The organism is Vibrio sinaloensis (assembly GCF_000808535.1).
Taxonomy (GTDB): domain Bacteria; phylum Pseudomonadota; class Gammaproteobacteria; order Enterobacterales; family Vibrionaceae; genus Vibrio; species Vibrio sinaloensis_D.
In genome coordinates this window covers 63708-86659 of record NZ_JWLV01000047.1, presented here as the reverse complement: position 1 = coordinate 86659, position 22952 = coordinate 63708, and the positions used below count along the sequence as shown (strand labels likewise).

21 protein-coding genes are annotated in these 22952 nt (G+C 46.9%); 16 read left to right on the top strand and 5 right to left on the bottom strand.

What is annotated here, in order from left to right; all coding sequences use genetic code 11:
* Positions 1 to 131 precede the first annotated feature (131 nt).
* Positions 132 to 872, bottom strand: a complete 741-nt coding sequence (locus RJ47_RS18355) for a tRNA-uridine aminocarboxypropyltransferase (protein WP_038134580.1) — start codon at positions 870 to 872, stop codon at positions 132 to 134.
* An 81-nt stretch (positions 873 to 953) separates the two neighbouring features.
* Here RJ47_RS18355 and RJ47_RS18350 point away from each other — a divergent pair, with 81 nt between their 5' ends.
* Positions 954 to 1742, top strand: coding sequence for a sterol desaturase family protein (locus tag RJ47_RS18350; RefSeq protein ID WP_038134578.1), 789 nt, complete (start codon positions 954 to 956; stop codon positions 1740 to 1742).
* A 6-nt stretch (positions 1743 to 1748) separates the two neighbouring features.
* Here the strand turns inward: RJ47_RS18350 and RJ47_RS18345 are convergent, their stop codons facing one another.
* The gene (locus tag RJ47_RS18345) at positions 1749 to 3779 is read right to left on the bottom strand and encodes a methyl-accepting chemotaxis protein (RefSeq protein ID WP_039486078.1); all 2031 of its coding nucleotides are present in this window, start codon (positions 3777 to 3779) and stop codon (positions 1749 to 1751) included.
* 95 nt (positions 3780 to 3874) lie between these two features.
* On the opposite strand from RJ47_RS18345, the gene RJ47_RS18340 reads away from it, so the two are divergent.
* Entirely contained in the window at positions 3875 to 4384 is a 510-nt protein-coding gene (locus tag RJ47_RS18340) for a C40 family peptidase (RefSeq protein ID WP_039486075.1), read from the top strand.
* Between the two features lie 6 nt (positions 4385 to 4390).
* Here RJ47_RS18340 and RJ47_RS18335 read toward each other — a convergent pair whose 3' ends face one another.
* On the bottom strand, positions 4391 to 4735 hold the full coding sequence (locus tag RJ47_RS18335; RefSeq protein ID WP_038134570.1) for a DUF3802 family protein: 345 nt from the start codon (positions 4733 to 4735) through the stop codon (positions 4391 to 4393).
* A 362-nt stretch (positions 4736 to 5097) separates the two neighbouring features.
* Between RJ47_RS18335 and RJ47_RS18330 the strand changes: the two genes are divergently transcribed.
* Complete coding sequence (locus RJ47_RS18330) at positions 5098 to 5964, top strand: fructosamine kinase family protein (RefSeq protein ID WP_038134567.1); 867 nt, start codon at positions 5098 to 5100, stop codon at positions 5962 to 5964.
* Between the two features lie 236 nt (positions 5965 to 6200).
* Positions 6201 to 6404, top strand: coding sequence for a CPXCG motif-containing cysteine-rich protein (locus RJ47_RS18325; RefSeq protein WP_038134565.1), 204 nt, complete (start codon positions 6201 to 6203; stop codon positions 6402 to 6404).
* Between the two features lie 71 nt (positions 6405 to 6475).
* Here RJ47_RS18325 and RJ47_RS18320 read toward each other — a convergent pair whose 3' ends face one another.
* Positions 6476 to 7090 carry a riboflavin synthase gene (locus RJ47_RS18320; RefSeq protein WP_039486072.1) on the bottom strand — a complete coding sequence of 205 codons (615 nt, stop codon included), beginning with the start codon at positions 7088 to 7090 and terminating at the stop codon, positions 6476 to 6478.
* 145 nt (positions 7091 to 7235) lie between these two features.
* Here RJ47_RS18320 and RJ47_RS18315 point away from each other — a divergent pair, with 145 nt between their 5' ends.
* Together RJ47_RS18315 and RJ47_RS18310 are read left to right on the top strand one after the other, a co-directional pair.
* Entirely contained in the window at positions 7236 to 8606 is a 1371-nt protein-coding gene (locus RJ47_RS18315) for an MATE family efflux transporter (protein WP_039486069.1), read from the top strand.
* Between the two features lie 93 nt (positions 8607 to 8699).
* Entirely contained in the window at positions 8700 to 9698 is a 999-nt protein-coding gene (locus tag RJ47_RS18310) for a DUF3080 family protein (RefSeq protein ID WP_039486066.1), read from the top strand.
* Between the two features lie 3 nt (positions 9699 to 9701).
* On the opposite strand, the gene RJ47_RS18305 is transcribed toward RJ47_RS18310, so the two are convergent.
* Positions 9702 to 10553, bottom strand: a complete 852-nt coding sequence (locus RJ47_RS18305) for a DNA ligase (RefSeq protein WP_039486063.1) — start codon at positions 10551 to 10553, stop codon at positions 9702 to 9704.
* Between the two features lie 283 nt (positions 10554 to 10836).
* Between RJ47_RS18305 and RJ47_RS18300 the strand changes: the two genes are divergently transcribed.
* The 10 genes from RJ47_RS18300 to RJ47_RS18255 all read left to right on the top strand — a co-directional run bounded on the left by RJ47_RS18300 (position 10837) and on the right by RJ47_RS18255 (position 22952).
* Positions 10837 to 11157 carry an STAS domain-containing protein gene (locus tag RJ47_RS18300; protein ID WP_005473746.1) on the top strand — a complete coding sequence of 107 codons (321 nt, stop codon included), beginning with the start codon at positions 10837 to 10839 and terminating at the stop codon, positions 11155 to 11157.
* 24 nt (positions 11158 to 11181) lie between these two features.
* Complete coding sequence (locus tag RJ47_RS18295) at positions 11182 to 12018, top strand: OmpA family protein (protein ID WP_039486061.1); 837 nt, start codon at positions 11182 to 11184, stop codon at positions 12016 to 12018.
* Positions 12005 to 14104 carry an SLBB domain-containing protein gene (locus tag RJ47_RS18290; protein WP_005473843.1) on the top strand — a complete coding sequence of 700 codons (2100 nt, stop codon included), beginning with the start codon at positions 12005 to 12007 and terminating at the stop codon, positions 14102 to 14104. The genes RJ47_RS18295 and RJ47_RS18290 overlap by 14 nt, the downstream gene beginning before the upstream one ends.
* Positions 14104 to 14799: a chromosome partitioning ATPase gene (locus RJ47_RS18285; RefSeq protein ID WP_005473835.1), complete on the top strand. Its 696-nt coding sequence runs from the start codon at positions 14104 to 14106 to the stop codon at positions 14797 to 14799. The genes RJ47_RS18290 and RJ47_RS18285 overlap by 1 nt, the downstream gene beginning before the upstream one ends.
* Before the next feature lie 8 nt (positions 14800 to 14807).
* A complete protein-coding gene (locus RJ47_RS18280; RefSeq protein WP_039486058.1) occupies positions 14808 to 15611 on the top strand; it encodes a phosphate/phosphite/phosphonate ABC transporter substrate-binding protein in 804 nt (267 codons plus the stop codon).
* Between the two features lie 9 nt (positions 15612 to 15620).
* Complete coding sequence (locus RJ47_RS18275; protein WP_039486055.1) at positions 15621 to 17945, top strand: response regulator; 2325 nt, start codon at positions 15621 to 15623, stop codon at positions 17943 to 17945.
* Positions 17946 to 17964: 19 nt separating this feature from the next.
* Positions 17965 to 19434: a sigma-54-dependent transcriptional regulator gene (locus RJ47_RS18270; protein WP_039486043.1), complete on the top strand. Its 1470-nt coding sequence runs from the start codon at positions 17965 to 17967 to the stop codon at positions 19432 to 19434.
* Positions 19412 to 20431, top strand: a complete 1020-nt coding sequence (locus tag RJ47_RS18265; protein WP_039486041.1) for a glycosyltransferase family 4 protein — start codon at positions 19412 to 19414, stop codon at positions 20429 to 20431. Before RJ47_RS18270 ends, RJ47_RS18265 begins: the two co-directional genes overlap by 23 nt.
* Before the next feature lie 147 nt (positions 20432 to 20578).
* Positions 20579 to 21787 carry a glycosyltransferase gene (locus RJ47_RS18260; protein WP_038134534.1) on the top strand — a complete coding sequence of 403 codons (1209 nt, stop codon included), beginning with the start codon at positions 20579 to 20581 and terminating at the stop codon, positions 21785 to 21787.
* Positions 21780 to 22952, top strand: coding sequence for a glycosyltransferase family 4 protein (locus RJ47_RS18255; protein ID WP_039486039.1), 1173 nt, complete (start codon positions 21780 to 21782; stop codon positions 22950 to 22952). The genes RJ47_RS18260 and RJ47_RS18255 overlap by 8 nt, the downstream gene beginning before the upstream one ends.

Sequence of the window (22952 nt, the reverse complement as noted above, 5' to 3'; positions counted from 1 at the left end):
TAAATACCAAAATATAAAATCAAAAACTGATTTATTATCCATATAGCTAAGCCTACAATCCGTGACCTATGACCGATTTAATTGCCAGCTCGTATTAAATGCGCAGACTATCGCCAACTAGGCCTCAACTTTTAGACAGGTTTCTCGTTTTCCCGCTCCTGCATGTAATGTTTCAACGCAAGACGGCGTTCATCGGTCTTCATTCGAGTTTTACTTAACAGGTAGCTTTCTCTAAAGGCATCAAACCACTCTGCTAGAACTTTAGATGCATGCACTTCGCCTAGCTGCTTGAGAACGATGGTTGCAACTTCTGCTGTTGCCAAATGTTGTTCGTTGTCTGAGCGACGCATCAAATACTGCGACAGTGACTCTGGCTGAATCGACAAAACGGGCAATGAGTTGAGATAAGGCGATTTACGGAAAATACGCCGCGCTTCACGCCAACTGCCATCCAGAAAGATCAATAGCGGTTTTTTCTCACCACAGTACACTCGGGGATTAATATCAATTAACCGAGAGCGCTCCTCAACATACTCGTCTGGGAAAATGATGATTGGCTGATACGCTTCGTTTGCCAGCAGCGCCAACATCTCTGCATCTGGTTCTGTTCGACTCCATTGATACGCATAGCCCTCTTCCACCGTATCTAAGATCAGTCGCCCTGTATTGCTTGGTTTAAAAACTTCGTTTTCAGACAGCAACAGCATCACTGCCACATCTGACTTTATCTTGGGTTGATGTTCGCAAATACAGTATTGCTCTGACACCTGACAATATTGACAGCGCTTAACCTTGCAACCACGAGCATTGAACGGCTTGGTCGATTGCGCCAATCTGCGTTGATATAGATGGTGAAAAGCGTGGACTCTCATAGGTTTTTGGTAATAATGGCAAAGGGTGCAAAGTGTACCCGTCAGGCTTCAAGTTGCAAGATAAAGTGTGGAACTCATCCTATGCACAACCCGGAAATGATTCGTTTGACTGTATTTCTCTCCGTACTAGCGGCCTGCGCCTTATGGGAGTGGTTGACGCCAAGAAAGGTACTAACTCAGAACAAACTCTACCGTTGGGCGAACAATCTTGGGCTAATCGCATTTAACTCGATTTGTCTCAGCTTATTTATGCCTATTTTGGCCTTTGAAGCCGCAACGCGAGCAACGCAGTACCACTACGGTTTGTTTAATACGCTGGAATTGCCTTGGGTCGTCGAACTTTTAGTGAGTGTAATCCTGCTCGATCTGGTGATATACCTTCAGCACTTGGTGTTTCACCGCGTTCCTTGGCTATGGCGCTTACACAGAATGCACCACGCCGATCAAGATATTGATGTCACCACTGGCACTCGGTTCCACCCTATCGAAATTTTGATGTCGATGTGGATTAAAGTCGCGTTTATCTTCATTCTGGGCGTTTCGCCAATCGCGATTGTGGTGTTTGAAATCGTGCTCAATGCCAGTGCGATGTTTAATCACAGTAATGCAAAGTTGCCCCTCAATATCGACCGATGGTTGCGCCGTGTGATTGTGACGCCAGATATGCATCGAGTGCACCATTCAGTCATTGTCAAAGAGACGCACTCTAATTTCGGCTTTTTCTTGTCTGTTTGGGATCAATGGTTTGGCACCTATCGCGCCCAGCCTGAACTCGGTCATGACAAGGTTAAAATTGGTATTCCGCTATTTCAACGCCGTGAAGAACAGCGGCTGGACAAGATGCTCACCCAGCCTTTTCGCCAACATTAATCTAGCCTAATTGAGTCGGTATTTGTGCAATTGCGTTTGCTGCTGACCAGCAATGTTGGAGACTTGCTGAGCGCTCTCAACCATGGATTCCAATTGAAGTTTGGTCTTCACACCCTGGTCCGAAACAAGGGCCACTGCTTCGCTAACTTCAGCGGTCGCTCTTTTTTGCTCTTCGGTGGCGATGGTCACTTTCTCTACTCTAGAACGAATTTGGTTCACCGCGGTCTCAATATCTTCAAAGGCGACTTTAACCAAATCACTCGACTCTAGGGCGTGCGACATTTCTTGGCGAGAATGATTCACTGCCGTTCGTGAGTGTTCTGCCGCTGCGACCAATTCATTCATTCGCTCACGAATGTTCGACGTTTGCTGCGAGGTATCGCTGGCGAGCTTTCTGACTTCGTCGGCAACCACAGCAAACCCTCGCCCTTGCTCACCTGCTCTTGCTGCTTCAATCGCCGCATTCAACGCCAACAAATTGGTATTTTCTGCTATCCCTGAAATCATATCGACCATCTCTCGAATCTGCTTAACGCGGCTATCAAGCTCCTCCATAGAGGCATCATTTAGGTTCAACGATGCTTCTAGCGATTTAAGTCGTTGCTGATTCTGTTCAATGGCCTGAACACCGTGGCTAGAATGCTGAGCCGCAACCTTTGACTCCGAATAAGACTCATTGGTTACTGTTGTGATTTCAGATATCGACTGTTCCAACTCTAAGAGTGTTTCTACCATACTGGCCAAAGATTGGTTCTGGATGGTTAAGCTTTGATTGGATGACTCTGCGGCGTCGTGACTGATTTCGGCCGTTTGGTATAAGGTTTCACAATTTCTTGTCACGCTAGCGATGGATGATCTGGTTGACTCCACAACGTCGTTAAGCTGAAGCGCGATTTCTTGCATCTCATACGGACCGACCCGTTCTGCTTGTTGGGTAAGATCATGTTGAGTAAGGCGTGATAGGCTTTTAAGAATATTGCGTAATCCAAGGTTAACCCAGCCTCTTAGCACCAGCCAAGAAACAACGATTAACACCACCAGCCCGACGCCGCTCACCAACACGATGAATGCGATGTAATCAATTGTAGTAGAAACGTCTTGCTGGCTTTTGTGAACTAGCTGCTCCGCTTGATTGGAGATCGCGTTGAGCAACAAAATTGTTTCGTTTGCCGATGTCACAACGTCACTATTGAGCGCTCTTTGTGTCTGCATCAGTTCGAGTTTTGCTAGGATTTGCTGCAATACTCCATCATCCTTGAAGCCCGAATTCACCATCTCATAAGGAGCGGTTAAGCTCGCAAACTCTTCCACTTCTGGATGCCACTGCGCAAAGTCGTCGAACGCTAACTGGATGCCTGCGATGCGATTACGCATTTCTTTATATTCTGGCAATGCCTTGGCTAAATCGGTTTGCATCATCAAAACCAAAAACGTGCTTTCCATAGAGCTGGCACTAGCGATAAAGCGGTTCGCTGCATCGGCTGATTCAGGGTTGTCTCCCGTTAAAAAAGAGCTAATGCGATTCATCTCTGGACCAATTGAGCTAAGTCCGTAGCGAAACCCTGATACCTGTGAATCGATCATTTCTTGCATCTGCAGCAGCCTACGCTGGGTATCTAGAATGCTATTCGTGTTGCTCCGCAGCAAATCAAGGTTTACTTCAAGCTGCTCAAGTTGTTCCGTTTTTATTGACTGAGAAAAGTCTCTTGAGGTGGCGACAACATCTTGGACATACCCCTGGCTTTCCTGTCCCAAATTAGTGATGGTTGACTCAATGTCACTAAGATCACCAAGCGTCTCGGCTTGCCGACTGTAGCTCAGTTGTTTGACTTGCTCTAGGATAGACTGCGTAAGCTTAGCGTTAGTCATAGAGAGCGGTAATGCGTTATCCGAAAGAACAGTAAACTGGTCGCTGACTCGGTTTATCCCCTTGACGGTAGTGACAGAGAGGGTCACGACGAGTAGAGTGATGGTAATAAAAATTGCGCTAAGTGACTGAATAAGTGACAAGGATCGCTTGCCAGATGTCTGAGCCATGTAAGCCTAACCTAAAGTAATACGTAAGTTTATATGGCGAAATACTATTTAGCGCTCATGACAGAAAGATTTCACTAATAAGTCATTAATGTTGCATGAAAAAAGTTTCGAGTTGCTTAACACTGATAGCCCTTACTTCTCTCTTTGGATGCACGTCATCACCAGAGCATGGAAGTATTGACGAACTGGTAGCAAACCAGAGTAGTAGCCCTTTCCATACGGAGATGAAGGAAGCGTTTTTGGACGTGTATCAGCTTTGGCAAGGAGCTCCCTACCGACTGGGCGGCAGCTCATTGAATGGTGTTGACTGCTCTGCTTTTGTGCAAGTTGCGTTTCATGATGCGCTCAATCTATCGCTACCAAGAACAACAAAGCAGCAAGTAAAGGTCGGCGCTAAGCTCGCATACGACGAAGCACAAATCGGAGATTTAGCGTTTTTTAAAACGTCGCCCAACGTCAGGCATGTGGGTATTTATGTGGGAAACAAGCAGTTTATGCACGCCTCGACATCAAAAGGGGTGATTATTTCGAGGCTAGATAACCCATATTGGGCTTCAAAATTTTGGCATTTCAGACGAGTGATTTCCTCGCCTGAAATGAATTGACTTGGTTTAATCGTATTTCGCGACAGCAGAATCAAACAGGTTCTTTACGAGGGCGATGTATTCGTCTAAAAACTCGATCTGACCGTTAGTCGCGGGCTTGGCCCAGACACCAGCCAATACTTCACCCAAATCTTCGACAACAGAGTCAGCTTCTTTCAACAGTTGGAAACGAACACTTGAGTGCAGCTCAGGGTTTTGTTCAAAAATAGCCATGATGTTACTAGCAACCATGTCGGTTACCACATCTTCTACGCTTTCTGAACCCGTATCCCCATCATCAGATGCAAACACGTCTAAATTAAACGCTAAGTGCTCGATCAAAGCCAAGTAACCATCGGTTTCAACAACCACAGCACATCTCCATTTATCATTATGACGACACAATACCTTTTAATACTATGCCATATCAATAAGTTTACACAACTCATGGGGATTCGGTTGCCGATAATTTCCCCAACAATCGTTAATATTGTGTATTTAAACCCAATATCTGCACTAATTCTTTGCTTTTGAACACGATAAGTCTAAATAGACCAATTTTGCTTAGTTCGAAATACTGTTCTAATTCATAGCAGATAGAAGCGATTCAGGTCACAGTTTGCCTAATCAAGCATGAAAATTTGCTAAATGATTGAATTTTTTGCACTCCTGTCCAGTTTACTGCGGAACCATCTTCTACAATGAGTATGTTGCGTATTCAATGGAGAACAAGTATGTGGCAAGCCATAGCTCAGCAGCTGTCTGAAACTCTGATGTTTTCATTTAATATTGAAGAAAAGGTCCGTGTCTCGGGAGGTGATATTAACGAGTGCTACATGGTCTCAGACGGAGAGCAACGTTATTTCGTCAAAGTAAATACGCGTCAATTCTTATCCAAGTTTGAAATCGAAGCGGAGAATATCCGCATCATGCGTGAGAGCAATACCGTTTTTGTACCCGAAGTCATTCTAACGGGCAAATCAAAGCAAAACGCTTTTATCGTTCTTAACTACCTCCCGACTAAGCAGTTAGATGATGACAAGAACAGCTTTTTGTTCGGTCAACAACTTGCGCGCCTCCACAAGTGGGGAGAGCAAAAAGAGTACGGATTTGATCACGATAATTACATTGGCGCGACGCTACAACCCAATAAATGGGACCGCAAATGGGCGCGCTTTTTTGCTGAGCAACGTATCGGATGGCAACTGCAGTTGGTCAGAGAAAAGGGCGTCAATCTAGTCGATATCAACGAGTTTATTGAAGTCGTACACGATCAATTAGCCACTCATCAACCCACCCCGTCACTCCTACATGGTGACTTGTGGCATGGTAACGTCGCTAATTCCGTTTTTGGCCCGATTTGCTACGACCCAGCCTGCTACTGGGGCGACAGAGAGTGCGATATTGCAATGACCGAGTTGTTCGAGGGGTTCCAGCCAGAATTCTATCAAGGCTACGAGAGTATCTTACCTCTTGATTTTAAATACTCTGAACGAAAAGATATTTACAGCTTGTATCACCTATTGAATCACTACAATCAATTTGGTGGACACTATTTAGAACAATCACAGAAGTTGATTAATCGGATATTATCTTACTAGTAATTTTAGCAAAACCTATATTTAACAATTGGTTACAAGTGTTGATGGTAAGTTTTGTCAAACAGAAAAGAGGCAATAATAGACGCTGGTTATACCCAGTTTTGAAATTTATTAGCCAAATCAAAGTTTGTACTTAATTCACATCTAATACTAACTTCTCGACTTAAGATTGAAGTGTCACATGGACGTTTCACCTTGAAAGCCATTTATCTCATCGAGAAGTAAGGAAGAGAGTTATGCGAAATTACACCGAGAAAGTCGTTTCTTGTCCCCATTGCGGACATTCCATTTCAATCACATTGGATGCGTCTAACGGCAGTCAAAACTTTTACGATGACTGCCCTGCATGTTGCCATGCTATCCATCTCAATATGATGGTCAATGAGCAAATGGACTCCATTGAGTTGTTTGTTGATGCAGACGATGAGCAAATTTTTTAACGTTCTACCTTCATCAACACGGACGTTGATGGGTGATAATTCCGGCTAGTAACGCCGGAATCTAACACTCTTTATCCCAGCTGTTTACTCGCTAACACCCGTTCAACCGTATCAACGATAGCTTGTGTTTGTGGGTCAAATTCAACGTTGATTTTTTCTCCCACTTTACGCTGTCCAAACCGTGTGCGTTGCAGCGTCTCAGGAATTAAATGAACAGAAAAGCGGTTCTGCTCTACTTCCCCGATAGTGAGAGAGCAACCATCCAAACCAATATACCCTTTCGCCAATACGTATTTCATTGACGCTTGAGGTAGTTCAAACCAAATTGTTCGGTTGTTGGGAGTATCGATGACATCGACGATTTCCCCGACCAACGTGATGTGACCAGACATACTGTGGCCACCAATCTCATCACCAAACTTAGCGGCTCGTTCAATGTTTACGCAGTCTCCCACTTGAAGCTCACCTAAGTTTGTCAGTTTCAACGTAGCTTGCATTAAATCGAACGAAACAATCTCGCCTTCGATTTCGGTAACGGTAAGGCAGCAGCCATTGTGCGCAACTGAAGCACCAATGGACAAGCCCTGATTCATTTCCCCAATCAATCGAAGTTTGTGGGTTTGGAACGCTTCTTTCTTTTCTATGGCAACCACTTCCGCCATGCCTTGCACAATTCCCGTAAACATATACAGATCCTTCAGTTTTTGATGGTGCTTAGTGTGACATTTCTTTATCATTCGGCACAATAGCGCAAAGCTAAATTTCCTTTTCTCTTTTCAATCGCGTTCACTCCGCATTGTGTTGAAAAGATTGCTTCCTTTGGAGTTCTACGTGCATCGTTATAAAACAGAAGCCAACACCCTAGTTAAATTGGCGACCCCCGTATTAATTGCTTCCGTGGCACAAACTGGTATGGGTTTTGTTGACACCGTGATGGCGGGTGGCGTAAGTGCTACAGACATGGCGGCGGTATCCATTGCGGCCAGCATTTGGCTACCATCGATACTATTTGGGGTCGGATTGCTCATGGCGTTAGTGCCCGTTGTCGCTCAGCTCAATGGTTCTGGCCGACAAGTAAAAATTCCCTATGAGATCCAACAGGGTCTGGCCATGGCGCTAATCATCTCAGTGCCGATCATCGCCGTTTTATTTCAAACCAAAACGATTTTAGGCTTAATGGATGTCGAAACGCTGATGGCAGAAAAAACCAATGGCTATATGTCTGCGGTGATGTTTGCTGTTCCGGCATTTTTGCTTTTCCAAGCACTGCGCAGTTTTACTGATGGTATGTCTCTGACTCAACCTGCGATGGTGATTGGCTTTATTGGTCTGATGCTTAATATTCCGTTGAACTGGATTTTTGTTTACGGAAAATTTGGTGCTCCAGCACTTGGCGGTGTGGGCTGTGGTGTGGCGACAGCGATTGTTTACTGGATCATGTTTGCAATGCTGCTGTTTTATGTACTGACATCAAACCGAGTCGCACACGTGAACGTGTTTGGTCAGTTTCATCGCCCAGAGCTCAAACCCCTGATTCGCTTGCTCAAACTTGGCTTCCCTGTTGCCGCTGCGATGTTTTTTGAAGTGACACTCTTTGCGGTTGTTGCTCTTCTCGTCGCGCCCCTCGGGCCTTTAGTTGTCGCCGCACACCAAGTTGCTATTAACTTCTCATCACTGGTATTTATGTTGCCAATGAGTATTGGCGCTGCAACCAGTATCCGCGTAGGTCATAGACTGGGTGAGAATAATGTCGACGGTGCAAAAGTCGCCTCTCGTGTGGGTCTGATTGTGGCAGTTGCACTGTCGCTCATTACCGCTGCGTTGACGGTACTATTTCGTGAACAAGTTGCGTTGCTATACACAGACAACCGAGCCGTTATCGAAATCGCGCTACAACTTTTATTGTTGGCGGCGGTTTATCAAGTCACCGATGCCATACAAGTCGTTGCCGCTGGCGCATTGCGCGGCTACAAAGATATGGCGGCGATTTTCAATCGTACCTTTATCGCCTATTGGATTCTGGGATTACCTGCGGGTTATATCTTGGGCATGACAGACTGGATTGTTGAGCCAATGGGCGCACATGGTTTCTGGTATGGCTTTATTATTGGTCTGTCTTCTGCGGCAATTATGCTCGGAGTCCGACTCCACTGGATGCATAAACAGCCTGAGACGATTCAATTGGAGTTGGCCGCTAAATAAACCCTAATTTGCTTTTAAAGGTCAGTTTAAACTGGCCTTTTTTTTATCTATACGCGTATGATTTCGAGAAGGTGAATTGTATCGAGGTTTTTTATGCGTTGGGTTGTGACTGTTTTGGGCACCGTCTTTATTTCTGGATGTTGGTGGAATCAACACCCTGTTGACGCGAGTTTCTCAACCTATACCAGTCGTATCTCAAACGTGCAGCAATCGCCTGACATAACACTGCCTGACAATGCTCTCGTTGCCTTACCCGAGAAGCGACAATTGATGATGGAGGCCCCAGACATTCCATTCGGATTTTTAGACAGCTATGAGTTGAGGAAATGCGATCTCTTCAACTTGATCGCGGAGAAAAACTCCATATTGGGGAAAGTACAAGACGCTTTTCGTAATCTCGACTACCAAACTCAGCTCGTCGCTGGCCTCTCGCGTTGTCTGGCTTCGCCTGAGATTTCTGAAGAAATGAAAGCAGAGCTAAAAGTGGTTCTTGATGCAAAACGGCGTCAACTGCCAGATCATTTCAATAATCTTGTTTTTGTCAGCCAAGAAATGCGCGCGCAACTTAATGGCAGCAACTGGGTAGCGACAGACATGTCGTCACTTTCTGCTGAGTTAAAACAAGGGCTACAAGCGGTTTCAAAAACCCACCAAGCGATCTCACGTTCCCAAGTTGAAAGCAGGGACACTGTACTAACCGACTATCAAGAAGTGATAGAAAAACAACCGCTGGTCGGCTCTTTGAGTTATTCGATGCAAAATGCCTCGTCCAAGCTAGCAGCGATTACTCAACAACTCGAACAGTATGACGCTGTCATAGTGTGTGGCGTCGGAAGAAATGACACAAGGTTCAAAACACTGCGAAATGTCTTTCAGCTTTACTACGTTGAACAGTTGCAGCCCTACTTCGCCAAACTCGATCGTCTGTACCTTCAAGTTTCACCGCAACTCGATTTTGTTCGCAATGCCAACGCTGATTACACCTACCCCATTGATACGCTTCATACAGAGTTTAGGCAGGCCATCGCCGATCACGTCAATTACTGGAAAACGCTGTTTAAACGCTGCGGCGCATCACCAACGCGCAACTAGAGGTCATTCGACACGCTCTCGCACAAACCGAGCAAACTTGGGGACACCATTTTGCGTATAGCCGTTGTAGCGAAAGGTAATCACCGAACCTAACTCAGGGGGATCTTTTCGTTGAATGTCACTAAACCCACTGCCAATGTAGAATTTGATCCCCGAGTTCAGTTGAACGAGCAAAGCGCCCATCAGCCCATGGTACTTGCCTCGGCCAACTTTGTATCCAACCACTCGAGCTTCTGCATCTTGGTGTTTCTTTAACTTCAAAAGATCGTTGCTTCGGCCAGCTTGATAGCGACTGGTGATTTTCCGCAGCATCACCCCCTCTCCCTTTGCACTATCTATAGTATCTAAATAGCCGAACAACTCGGTTTCACTTTTTATTGGAGTGTGCTCAATATACTTAATGTGGTCTCGCTTGCTGGCTCGGGTAAAGTAGATCACGTTGTGGTATCGCTTCTGGTAGTCTCCGGCGGCCTCCGGCATATCAAACAACATGTAATCGATTTTACGCCACGCCGCGTCCGTTGGTTTGGTGTCTAACACGGTTTGTTGAACCAGATGAAAGTTACCTCTTCCTGCCCACAGTTCTCCCTCAAGAGGATATGGAGGAAGCGGTTCTACAAACCAGTCGGGCGCATGTATTGGGTTCCCGTTGCGTGTAACGAGGCGCTTACCCGTCCAAATCGCTCTTATGCCATCAAGCTTCTCGCTTTTCCAATATTCTGACACCTCGATTTTTTGATCGTAACTGTGTGCTAGCGGCACCGCGACAAGAAAGTCATCGACATTCGCAGCATTTGCTGACATAGACAAGGCGATAAGGACTGAAGCAGCAAGGCTCGTGAGTTGATAGTTCATGAGTAACGCTCGTTGATTGTGACCGGGCCATTTTGCGTTGCCTGTTTACTACGCTTCAATCTGTCCCTTTCATCATTACGAGCTAGATCTAGTTAGTTAAATAAAACGTTCTCTATCAATTACACATTTTCCTATTCACAAAAACTGGCTATCAAATTGAGAAAAACGCCGTTCTCAATTTGAGAAGCCACAAGTAAATAATATTAAGCTATTGAATATTAAGGCTTTAATTTTTGGCACGTATTCTGCTTTTTAGATATCAACCCAACAAGGAGATAGCATCATGGAACTACGTAAAATTGAAGCAAGCGACACTGTTCTTACTCTTGTCATCAACGGAAATTTAGATGCTGCCGGTAGCCGCAGTGCCCAGCCCCATATCGATGAAATCATTGCAGACAAAAGTGATCGCGAGATCGAAATCGACTTTAGCCAAGTGCAATTTCTGGACTCTTCGGGAGTCGGTGCCATTGTTTACTTATACAAACGATTGATCGAACGCCAACGTGGCATGCGTTTAGAGAACGTTTCCGGTCAACCACTGGAAATTATGAACTTACTGAGAATCGATCAAGCGATTCCGGTGAACTCAAGCAAACACTAAAATAATAAAACAAAGGAAGTTGGCATGGTTTCTTACATCAAATACATAGCCCTAGCTGTATCTATTGCGAGCGTTGTCGGGTGTACCAGTTACCCGCAACAAAGCCAGGGCGGTCTCGCAGAAAATTACATTCAATCGAAGTTCACTCCTGTGATGCCAGACGAGCCGCTAGGCCCTGAACACGGTCTACGCTTTGACTGGCAACTCACTAAACTTCATCTTGACTCTCTGATCCGAGAAGGCGCTCGCTGGTGTTTCCCTGCCGCGGTCGTGCAAGCAATCGAAAAGCAAAACCGCATCGCTCGCGAGCTTGAGGGAGGGCTTCTTCTTGATGCTGCCAACGATATTGTGATTCAAAGAAAGCGCCTCAACGAGCTCGAACTGCAGCTTGACTACGTCACATCACAAACCAAGTGTGTCCCTCCGATGGACGAAGGTGCTTTCCATCAACGTTTAGCGGTGATTGATGAGCTGTTTAATCTGCTCAACGTGGACAATCAGTTCGCCTTTAACTCCTCTGAAGTGAACCCGAAATACATGGGGCATTTGGCTAAAGCGGCGAATATGCTCGCAGACCACCCAAGCTTGAATTTAAAAGTGACCGGCCATGCTGACTCCGTAGGCGACGTGGCGTACAACGAAAAGCTAGCGTTGGAAAGAGCTCAACAAGTTAAGCGCTACCTCTCTATATTTGGCCTAGCGCCAACCCGAATCGCGACTCACTCTGTTGGAGATACGCTGCCGTTGCACGAAGGCAATTCAGAGGGCGTTAAACTGACCAACCGCAGAGTAAGCATCGAAGTTATTGATACCCAAGAAAAAGACCTGCCGCTTCAAGGAGGTTACCATGCCATGGACTAAGCTCATTCTCATCGCGCTGTTAGTGGTCATCGGGTTACCGAACTCGCACGCAGAAGAAACAGTGCGCGTTCAAGTGGGTGACCTCATCCAAGTTGATCTACCAGGAGAAGCGTCGCTCAACAAAGGATTTCAAGTCGACAAACGCGGGCGCATTACCTTACCTGAAGTGGGGACCTTGTTTGTCGCTGGATATACCGAAGCACAACTCGAGCGAACCGTGTTAGATGCGTTGGAAAAAGTCTATCGAGATCTTTCTTCCGCTTCTGTTTTCGTTGCTGAACAGCAAATTCTCATTTCTGTGCAAGGCTATGTCAATTCTCCGGGTGAATATACCTTAACGAAAAGCGCCGATGTGCAAATGGCCTTACATGCCGCAGGCGGGATCCGTCCGGGCGCGCAGTTAAACAATCTGCTAATCAAGCGAGGCAAAGAAAAGATCACCTTCAATTACAAATCTTTTCTTGATTCGGGTGATGAAACCATCCTTCCTCAACTCAACTCTCTCGATACCATTTTCGTCCCGACCTCTCCTTTGGTGGGCAACATCGAGCAAGAATTTGACTCAAGTAAACTGGCCGATGCAGGCGACAGCGCAGATGGACGCACAGCGATTAAAGTATTTGGCGAAGTGAATGCGCCAGGCTCATACAGTTATAAAGCCAATACTGACTTGGTCGATATTCTCATGCGTGCCGGAGGTGTGACCCGCTACGCTTCCGTCGAGCAAATTCGCGTCATCACCAACAATGCGCCACAGCTTTTCAACCTTAAAACCTACCTTGACAGCGGTGACGTGTCATTGCTTCCGACTTTGAAGCCCGGTGCGACCATCTTTGTGCCGAAACAAGAAGACGAAATCAAAGCTGGGGCAAATGTCATTTACATCATGGGTGAAGTTGCTCGCCCCGGCGCTTATGAAGGTAAACGCAATGCGTCATTCATGGATATTTTGGCCAATGCTGGCGGCCCTACTCGATTTGCAGAATCTCGCCAGATTCGTTTGATCAAGGCTAACGGCCAAGTTGTGAAGTTTGATTTGACGGCCTTCACCGAAGGGCTCTCACGTCGTAGTCCGCCGAAAATTGAAGCGGGTGATGCGATTTTTGTTCCTGAGAAAACGGACATGAACGAGAAGTCATGGCTAAAAATCGCACCAGACCGCGCCGTTAGTGTGATGGGAGAAGTGGTTCGTCCGGGGCGCATTGAATGGTCTGATGAAATGAACCTGATTGACCTGCTCTCTCACGTTGGCGGGCCAACACTGCGAGCTGATACATCAAAGATCGAGGTCGTAACACAAGCCGGACGCATGGAAGTGTTCAACTTAGATGAGTTTATCCTCAACGGCGCTCGCCCTGCCGAACTTCCTCAAATCTCAGCGGGCTCTATTGTGCGTATTCACGACCTTCCGCAAGACCCGTCGGACAACAAATCCCAGTGGGTGCGCCAAAGCTCAGATGCGTCAATCTACGTGTTTGGCCAAGTTAACGCACCAGGCCGCTACCGCTTCACTAAAGACATGCACTTTTTGGATATTTTGTCTGCGGCTGATGGCCCAACCAAAGACGCCGACATCCACAACATTCGCATCACTCATCGCGATAAGAGTTACTCGAAAGTGAGCCGATTGAATCTGTCGCTCTATTTTGAAACTGGCGACGAAAGCCTGCTACCCAACGTGACGATGGGCGACACCATCTACATTCCTGAGAAAGACAAGATTTGGCTCGACCGCTCGAAAGAGTCCACCGTAAGAGTGCTTGGCGCCGTCAACAAACCGGGCCGTTACGTCTTCGATGACAACATGACCATCTTGGACTTGCTAGCAGAGGCGGGAGGCCCTGCTGAGCGCGCTTACCTAGAGAAGATATCGATCGTCAATATGTCTTGCTGCCAAGGTCAAGCTCGTACCTTTGATCTTATCGAGTTCAGCAAAACAGCCAATATCTACCAACTGCCTGTACTTCGCTCTGGTGACACCATTTATGTCCCTGACCGTGGCGAAAGTTTCTTAGAGAAGGCACGTGTTGGGCTTGAGGACATCCTAAGACTGACGACCACGATTGTACTGATAGGAGCATTGTAATGATTCCTGCAACGCACAGCGAAATTGAACAAATCTACTTGGCGGCAGAAATGAGCCAAAGCCGTTCTCTCTGTATTACAGCTTGCCAATCAGGTGACGGCGTCACGTCTGTAGCAACCGCACTGGCGGAACGTTACCTACTCGCAGGATTGAAAACCTTGATAGTGGATTTGAACACCTTCCATCCGGCGTTTGAATCTGCCGGGTTGGTTTCAAACACACTCCATGCACAATGTGGCGTACTACTTGAGCACAAAGAGTCTCACCAACTCTTTACAGGGCTTCCGGTTCCTAGCCAGCAAGCGGAGTTATTAAGCTATCGAGACCCTGCTCAACTTTCTGTCAATGTTGAAAGTTGGCTCAATGATTTTGATCGGGTCATTTGCGATACCTCACCGCTATTGCAGATCAATCGCAGTAATATCCCAGCGCAAGTCGTAGCAAATGCCTGCGATCATACCATCTTGGTGGTCATGGGAGGGAAAACCACCTCGGGGCAACTCTCCAAAGCAACGGAGCTGCTTTCTCACTCATCGATTCAATTGCTTGGTTCCGTCCTTAATCTCCAACATCAAGCGACGTTAGGTCAAGAAATGGTTAGAGAACTCAACCGCCTGACATTTTTGCCCAAGCGCTGGAGAGAAAAGTTATGCAATCGAATTTTGGCCAACGATTTACTCGCACACTCGGCTTAGGAGCGACGATGAAAAGGATAATTCTAGTCATACTGGCAGGCTTAATCAGTGTGCATAGCTACGCCAAAGTGTACACTTTTGGCATTGTCCCACAACAATCGGCCAGTCGATTGGCGCAGCAATGGGGGCCAATTTTAGACCACATCAGCGCGCAAACCGGCCACAAAATCGTCTTTAGTACCGCCTCTGATATTCCAACCTTCGAGAAGCGACTAGAGCAAGGCGACTACGACTTCGCCTACATGAATCCCTATCATTACAGTGTCTACAGTGAGCAAACTGGGTATCTTGCCGTCGCTAAAGCCAAAGACAAACTCATTAAAGGGATCATCGTTGTAAGAAAAGACAGCGGGATCACGTCAATCGAACAACTGGCCAACACCACTCTTGCGTTTCCTTCTCCTGCAGCGTTTGCGGCTTCCATCCTCACCCGCGGGGCGCTTGCTCAATCTGATATTCCATTTAAGCCCGAGTACGTCTCTTCGCATGATTCTGTTTATCTGTCGGTCGCTAAAGGATTCTACCCAGCAGGAGGCGGTATTTTCCGCACATTCAACTCCTTGCCTGCAGAGACACGCGATCAACTGACACCTATTTATGTCACTGAGGGTTACACGCCTCATGCTATCGCTGTACACCCTAGGGTCGCAGAGAAAACGCGCCAAGAAGTGAGCCAAGCTCTCTACAAGCTCGAGAATGACCCAGTAACCCTTGAACAACTCTCTACGCTCAATATTAAGGGCTTCGTCCCAGCTCAAGACCAAGACTGGGACGACGTTCGACGCTTAAACATCAATCTGTTATCTCAATAGGTGGTCGTTATGTCTATACGCACCAAAACCATCCTCGGCATCGCAGTGATTGAAATTGCGCTGCTTATGGTCCTGACCTTCTACGCCATGACTTTCTTGTCGCAATCAAACGAAAAACAGTTGATACAGCGCGCAAATGGAGCCGCGACCATGTTCAGCCATGCCGCGAAAAATGCAGTATTGTCCACAGATCTCGCGACGCTTAATGATCTCATTGACGAGTTTATTCAACTTGAAGATGTGGCTTACGTCAGAGTACTGCGAAATGGCAGGGAAATGGCGCACGCTGGCGATAAAGATCTGCTGGCGCGCCAGATGATTGAAGACCGCTCGCTAGATGACGTATCGGATGGTGTTTTTGATGTTCGAGTCCCTATCAGTGTTGGAACAACGGAATTCGCGACGGTCGATATCGGCTTTGAAACTGCGCCCATTAGTGCCATGTTGAGTGAGGCCAAACAAGCCATCATCGCCATTGCGTCGATTGAAGTGGTGCTGGTGGCGCTATTTTCATTTGTTTTAGGTACCTACTTAACACGAAGTTTGACCCGCTTGGCAACGGCGGCACATACACTTGGTCAAAGTGGACCGGGTTTCCAATTAAACGATCAACGCCCCGACGAACTGGGTGATGTGGCACGCGCTTTTGATAGCATGTCCGCCAAACTCGAGAAAGACTACATCGACCTCAACACCGCCAGAGCTGACGCGGAACAAGCGAGCAGCTCAAAAAGTCGTTTTCTCGCTTCAATGTCTCATGAAATTCGTACGCCCATGAATGGCGTGCTTGGCATTCTCAATATCCTAGAAGAGACAAATTTGACCAAAGAACAGCAAAAACTCGTCAACACGGCCACCGAGTCTGGCCACTTTTTGCTCTCTGTCATTAACGATATTCTCGACTTCACCCGCATGGAGTCAAATACGCTGATCCTCGAAAACCGCCCTTTTGACTTACATCGCTGTATTACCAGTGTTACAGACAGTTTCTACCCAACAGCGCGAGCTCAAGGATTGGTGCTGCACTGCTACATTGAACCGTCCGTCCCTGTGATGGTGCTCGGAGACAAAAACCGAGTAAAACAGATTCTACTCAACCTAATTGGAAACGCCGTCAAATTTACCCATGAAGGCAGTATTCGCATCCATGTAAGCAGCACCGCTAGCGAGGGCAGCCATGCCACCATCAAGTGTGAAATTTCTGATACTGGAATCGGCATCAGCAAAAACGCCATAGACTACCTCTTCGATGAGTTCACCATGGTTGACCAAAGTTACTCTCGAAGCAAAGAAGGATCAGGGCTTGGCTTAGCGATCTGTAAGCGACTCTGTAACCTGATGGATGGGGACGTCAATGTACAAAGCGAACCCAATGTCGGCAGTACCTTCGCTTTCACCATCCAGCTAGAGCTCGCCGATGAAGAGTCGAGCACCAGCGAAAGCAACGAGAACACTAAAACGGCGGTGCGAGATGATCTTGCCATCTTGGTTGCAGAAGACAACAAGGCCAACCAACTGGTTATTAAAGAGATGTTCAAACGGTTGAACCTAAAGATAGACATTGCCGAAAATGGGCACCAAGCCGTCAATCAAGTGAAACAATACAACTATGATTTGATTTTCATGGACATCTCCATGCCCGAAATGGATGGTATACAAGCTTGCCAAGCCATTCGAGCCATGCCAGATGCTCGCAGTGCCAGTACACCAATAATCGCCCTAACAGCGCACTCCCTCGCGGGAGACAAAGAAAAATTCTTGGCATGCGGCATGGACGATTACATTTCCAAACCCCTTCGCTTGTCACAACTTGTTGAAAAAATTGACCTATTTACCAATAAATCGATCGCAAAGGCTACGCAAGCTAGCGAAGATACGTCTATAGTAAATATGCAACAGGACGTAACACTAACGGATGAAGCATTAATGCCAAACATGGATACTCATCCTATCGAGAAGGACACTATCAATTTGGAACTCGTCGACGAAGCAATACTCCAGCAGATGATTGAAGACACCAGTGCGGACGTCATTCCGCTTCTGATCGACCACTATTTGGAAGAGTCCCACCAGCGTCTCGAAAAAATCTACCTTGCGATGGACAACAAAGACAAGCAAACGCTCGAGTTTGAAGCGCACACACTAGGCAGTTCTTCTCTCGCGCTGGGTAACCGATCACTGTCGAATATCGCACGGAAAATTGAGCACCAATGCTTAGATGGGCAGTGCCAACTTGCGTTCGAGCTAAAAGAAGAACTGCAGCAAGTGGCCAATGACTCACTCGAAGCCCTAGAACAACGAAAAATGAAAGGATTCACTGAATCCACAAAATAAGGTGGCGAAGGATTACCCCATGAAACCAAAAGTATTACTCATTGAAGACTCAACGTCGCTCGCTATTTTGTACAAGCAGTACATCAAAGATGAACCATACGACCTGTTCCATGTTGAAACGGGACGCGAAGCCATCGCCTTCATTGAACGAAATGTTCCTCAGCTCGTTATTCTCGATCTTAAGCTGCCAGATATGGATGGTGAAGACATCTTGGATTGGATCAACGAACAGCAAATTCCCACTTCCGTGATTGTCGCTACCGCGCATGGTTCAGTGAATGTTGCCGTTAGCCTAGTGCAAAAAGGGGCGAAAGACTTCCTTGAAAAACCCATCAATGCAGACCGCCTGAAGACTTCCATCAACCTTCATTTGCAACAAGTGAAACTCGAGCACTTGGTGGAAGATATAGAAACGAAATTTGACCGAAACCGTTTCCATGGTTTCATCGGTTCCAGTTTGCCAATGCAAGGTGTTTACAAAATCATCGACTCGGTCGCACCGACCACCGCGAGTGTTTTCATCGTTGGTGAAAGTGGCACAGGTAAAGAGGTATGCGCGGAAGCCATTCACAAAGAGAGCAAACGTTCAGACAAACCGTTCGTTGCGATTAACTGCGGAGCGATCCCGAAAGATCTGATGGAAAGTGAAATTTTCGGCCATGTAAAAGGCGCATTCACGGGCGCAACGACAGACCGAAAAGGCGCAGCATCACAAGCCCACGGCGGTACGTTATTTTTAGACGAGCTTTGCGAAATGGACTTGGAGATGCAGAAAAAGTTACTGCGTTTTCTTCAAACTGGGACGTTTACGCCACTCGGTGGTAGTCGAGAGGTTAAAGTGGATGTCCGCATCATTTGCGCCACCAACCGAGAGCCCCTAGTTGAAGTCGAAGAAGGACGCTTTCGTGAAGATCTCTATTATCGAGTCCATGTCGTCCCTGTCGACATGCCGCCACTGCGCGAACGCAGTAACGACATTGTCACGCTCGCTAACCATTTCTTGAAGCTGTACGCCAAAGAAGATGGCAAGCAGTTTAGAGCAATCAATCGCGATGCGGAAACCTTGCTCAAACGTTACCGTTGGCCGGGCAATGTTAGGCAGCTGCAAAACATCATCCGCAATATTGTGGTATTAAATGATGATACCAAGCTCACGGTTGATCATTTGCCAGAGCAGGTTCGCCAATCCACAGCGGCTAAAAATAACAGAACTGCGCCACCACCGACGCCACACTCTGTTGAAGCGCCCCCTGCTGAGCCGATCATCGATGAAATAGAGAGCACGTATACCCCATCGCAAGTTGCAGACAATCCGCCAACGCATATTCGTCCAATGTGGCAGATTGAACGAGAAGCCATTCAACAAGCCATTGATTATTGCGATGGTAATGTTCTCAATGCAGCGGTTCTTTTGGAACTAAGCCCATCGACGGTTTACCGCAAGAAGCAAGCATGGGAAGCAGAAGATGAGCAACAATACACCGACTAGTGTTTGGTTGGTCATCGACAGCTTAACCTTTGGCGGGATCGAGAGTCACGTTATTGAGCTCGCCAAAGGGTTGAAACATTTCGGTGTCGACGTCAAAGTTTGGTTAGTCCGCGCATACCAACGTCCTTCCCCTTTGTATGACAAACTGGTAGCGCTCGATATTCCATGTGACTATTTAGCCAATCAAAAGGGGGAAGCGTTCGAGAACCTATTGAAGCTGGTTAAACGTCATCGCCCTAACGCTCTACATGCTCACGGCTACAAAGCGAGTTTGCTGTGTAAACTCACTAAACTGTTCACTGGAATCCGCCAAATCTCCACTTATCATGCAGGGGAAACGCCAACTGGGTGGGTAAAACTCTATGACCTTCTCGACCGATACTCTGCAATGATTTCATCGACCTCAATTGCCGTCAGTTCGCCAATCAGTGATAAGCTTCCTGTTGCCGCAAAGCGGTTTAACAACTTCATTGATACTGGTACCGTTACTCCCTCATCAGGAAAACAGACCGCGTTTGTTGGTCGACTAAGTCATGAAAAAGCCGCCGATCGCTTTGTCAGGCTTGCTCAGTCTCTTCCTCAGCGCCAATTTGATATTTATGGCACTGGACCAGACGAAAGCAAGCTGCAACAAATCGCCCCGCCTAACGTCACGTTCCATGGGCACCAAACCAATATGAACGCCGTTTGGGAACAGATTGATGTCCTCATTATCTGTTCTCGATTTGAAGGACTACCAATGACGGCACTAGAAGCAATGGCGCGAGGAATCATTGTAATGGCAGTGAACGTTGGCAGTTTGGATACTCTGGTCAATCATCAACAAAACGGCTATCTGTTTGATGACTTTGACCAATTGTCCAAGTTTTATCGCCAATGGGTTGAACTCCCCTCCCCAGATAGCGAATCCATTCGACAAAATGCCAAACAAACCGTTCAAGACGCTTTCTCTCAACAAGCGGTCATCCCGCAACTTTTAGACACCTACCAAAGCTGAGTGCTATCAATCTGATTTTCATTTTGAAAATTGGTCAGCAAACAAAAAACAATTCATTATTAATCAGCAACTTAATTCAAAGCACAACTTGGCACCTAACTTGCTCTTTCCTTATAACGTTCAAATTTGGAACAGGAAGGACACGTTATGGCGAAGAAAATACTGTTTGTTCATTATGGTGATAATTGGATTCGTGGTAGCGAACGTTGCTTGCTAGATCTGGTGAAATATCTCGACGACCGCCAGTACCACCCATTTATTTGGACCAATAATCAAACCCTGTCTCGACAACTCGACATAATGAACATCGACAACGAGGTTAATCAGTTTCCGTTACTGCTTGGCTGGAAAGCCCCTCGTTTTGACGCTGCAAATTGGCTTAATCTTATCGAATACGGCTGCAAAATCATTGAGCGAGAGTCCATCGACCTTGTTCATGTCAACAGCGCCGCTCCCTGCCAGTGGATGATAGCCGCTGCCAAAATCAAGCACATACCGCTTGTTACGCAACTGCATTGCAGCTACATCGCGCGAGACAGATTGACGCTTGGTATCAACGCCAGCCCACATATTATCGCGGTCAGTAAACATGCCGCGCAATCGTTACTCGATGATGGCTATCCGAAATCCAACCTATCCGTTGTGCATAACGGTATCGACACCCAAGCGCTCATTGACCAACCCAAGGTCGATGTGCGTAAACAACTCAATATCCCTGACGATGACTTTGTGTTCGCCACCGTTGGCTCTTTGATTCACCGCAAGGGCGTTGACCGAATCATGACTGCGCTGAGACATCTAACGTTGGAATACCCAAATGCCCACCTAGTTGTCATCGGTGATGGCCCGCTGCGCAGTAACCTAGAAAACCAAGCAGAACTACTAAGACTCACTCACTGCATTCACTTTGTCGGGGAACAGAGCAATGTGGTCGGATGGCTAAAAGATTGTGATGCATTCATCAGCGGAGCCCGCAATGAAGCGTTTGGCTTGGTGATCGCGGAAGCATCATTGGCCAACATTCCTGTGATAGCCCCGTACGAAGGAGGCATTCCAGAATTTGTCCGCCATGGTGAAACAGGACTTCTGTACAAAAATGTGGGTATCCGGAGCATGACCAAAGCGATGCGCCTCGTGATGGCAAATCCGAAACTGAGCGCCTACTTGGCGACCAAAGGCTATGAACACATTATCGCTCATCATGACCTTGAAGTGACTTGTCGCGCGATCGAGAAAGTCTACCTAAACCTATGGCAAAACAAACCTGTTCGCTCAATCGGTGTTTTGAGTACCTTTCAGCCACTGAAAGCAGTGATGGCAAGACGTTTCAGTCTTTTGGGAGGTCAACATGGATAAGCGCCCAGTAACTCTCATTTATGACCCCATCATGTTCAAAGGCGGCTCTAAAGTCGCCACCAGTGACGCGCTTGCGCAATGTAACCCTCAAACGCAGCGGTTTATCGTGTTAACCGCAGATAAGCAATACTGGCAAAAAAGTGAATTCCACCAGCTGCATGATGCCAAAATCTGCTCGCTGCCTCTTTGCAAATGGACCTCTCAACATCACAACGGGTTGCTTTACTGGTTTGAGCAACTGATCGCGACCGTTGTTGTTCTTTTTTTTATGGTGCGGTTTTACCAAACCTCGCAACTGCTTGGCGCTTCAGGTCCGGGGATCGACATGCCCCTTTATCTCGTCAAGAAGCTGACCGGCAAACGCGTGATTCAATGGGTTCATGGTAATGTTGGGCTTTCTCGTTCAATCGGTTATTGCCTCGTCAATGCTGATGCGGTCTTTTTCTTGCCTTCAACCAAAAGAAGCATTCAAAACGCCATCGAACAATACTTCTGGTCTAGCTTGAATACCGGTGACGTAGGTGCATTGTCTGAACTTTTCATTCAATCTGAGAACTATTTTGAGACGGTTAACGGCATCACTGAATCACGCTGGCCCACTCCATGCCAACGTGACATCCCTGTTGGTTTTTGGGCAGCGTCGCTATTGAAGTGGAAAGGTGTCGATACCTTAATCGATGCAGTGAAATTGGCTCACACTCTGCATCCGCTGCCGTTCAATATTTGCTACATCCAGCCACAAAACACCAATATGCCCGTCTCAAACGCGCCTGTTGAACTGCCCCACACCCAATGGCATCAAGACCCTATCGGCCTAGATGAGATTCGTCGCCAGTCCAACATTTTTGTCTCGACCAGCCACAATGAGCCGTTTGGTTTATCGATTCTTGAAGCGCTTGCGGCTGGGATGTGCGTGCTTATCCCCAGTGACAATGCTTATTGGGATCAAGTCCTGACTCATAACGAAAACTGCGTCAAATACCAGCCTAACGATGTTGACTCACTGTGCGATGCTCTCTTGTACGTGTTCAATGATAAGCAAGCAATGCAGCGCTGTTGCCAAAATGGTCTCGATATTGCGCAGCAATACAAGGCGTCGGTACGTTACGACACCTTCGCGCGTTACCTGTGCCGTCATTCGGCAACTGTCGAACAGCACGCTTAA